Source organism: Ruegeria sp. E8, assembly GCF_056533985.1.
The window spans coordinates 1-1,278 of record NZ_JBQFOY010000056.1; the positions used below are offsets into that span (position 1 = coordinate 1).

Here is a 1,278-nt window from a genome sequence, read left to right on the forward strand (position 1 = left end):
AAGCTGCAAGTCGAAATTCTGGGCGAGTTCTACGACGCAGAAGTCCTCGGCGCGCCTGCCTACGACGCCAACGGCGCAAACATGAGGGCGTGACATTGATTGAGCGCGGCGCACTAAGCCAACAGAGACGCAGCTTGATATCGGCTGACGAAGCGAAAGCGGCCGAGCCAAATTCCTTCGTCTTCTTGCCGCTGCGCTCATTCATCGCCAGCGACCTCGCCATCGCGATTGATGCATTGCAAGAGGCCAACCGTTTCAGCGGAATCAAGCACTACCAGTGGTCGATCGTAAGCGAGAACGGTGCTCCGATCATTGCGTCGAACGGGCTTGAATTCCGCAGCGGCGGCAGCTTCAAGGATCTGTCCCACCGGGATACGATCGTGGTGTTGAATGGTGAGGAATACGAGACCTCAAGCACGCTTGCCGTGCTGTCCTGGCTGCGCACGCAAGCCCGGAAAGGGGTTCGGATCGGCGGGATCGGCAGCGGGGCGTACACGCTTTCCAAGGCCGGATTGCTGCGGGACGAATCCGTTTCCGTGCATTGGTCATACGCGGCGGCAATTTCCGAAACCTGTCTGGATCTGGAAGTGGAATCCAAGATCTTCGGTCAAACCGCCAAGCGATTTACCTGCGCCGGAGGTATCTTGACGCTCGATCTTATGTTGCAGATCGTGTCCGAGGACGCAGATGTCTCGACAGCGTCATGGGTCTCGGATCGCTTGGTCTGTTCCAGCCCGAGGAACGAAAAATACGATCAACGCATGTCCGAGTTTTTCCGCTCTGGCACGCGGCATCCCAAACTGGCGCAGGCCGTTGAAACCATGCGGTCGCAATTGGAAAACCCGATCAGCCCGGCCCGCATCGCGGAAAGTGTCGGCCTGTCCACGCGGCAGCTTGAGCGGCTGTTTGCCAAGAATTTCCAGCAAAGCCCCCGGGAGTTTTACATGAAACTCCGTCTGGAAAACGCGCGTGCGCTGTTGCAACAGACCAATATGCGCACGATTGATGTTGCTGTCGCGACAGGCTTTAGCAGCCAGGGGCATTTCTCAAGAATTTATCGGAAACACTTTGGTGTCGCGCCCAACGAGGAAAAACTGCGCCGCGTGAGCTAACCAATGAACAACTCGGAGGCCCCCCAATATGTCGATACCCGAACCCTTTACGGACGTTGAAATAGAAACGGTGGGCTCGGGTATTCTGGTGATGAACACCATCATGTCCGGTGGCAGCCAGGAAACCGGCATCAAGCACCGCATCATCTGGGGTGTGATCCTGACT

1 protein-coding gene is annotated in these 1,278 nt (G+C 56.9%); it reads left to right on the forward strand.

The genetic code is table 11. The features are described from left to right. Nucleotides 1-134 precede the first annotated feature (134 nt). The gene (locus tag ACR0LF_RS23610) at nucleotides 135-1,112 is read left to right on the forward strand and encodes a GlxA family transcriptional regulator (protein WP_480583626.1); all 978 of its coding nucleotides are present in this window, start codon (nucleotides 135-137) and stop codon (nucleotides 1,110-1,112) included. Nucleotides 1,113-1,278 lie beyond the last annotated feature (166 nt).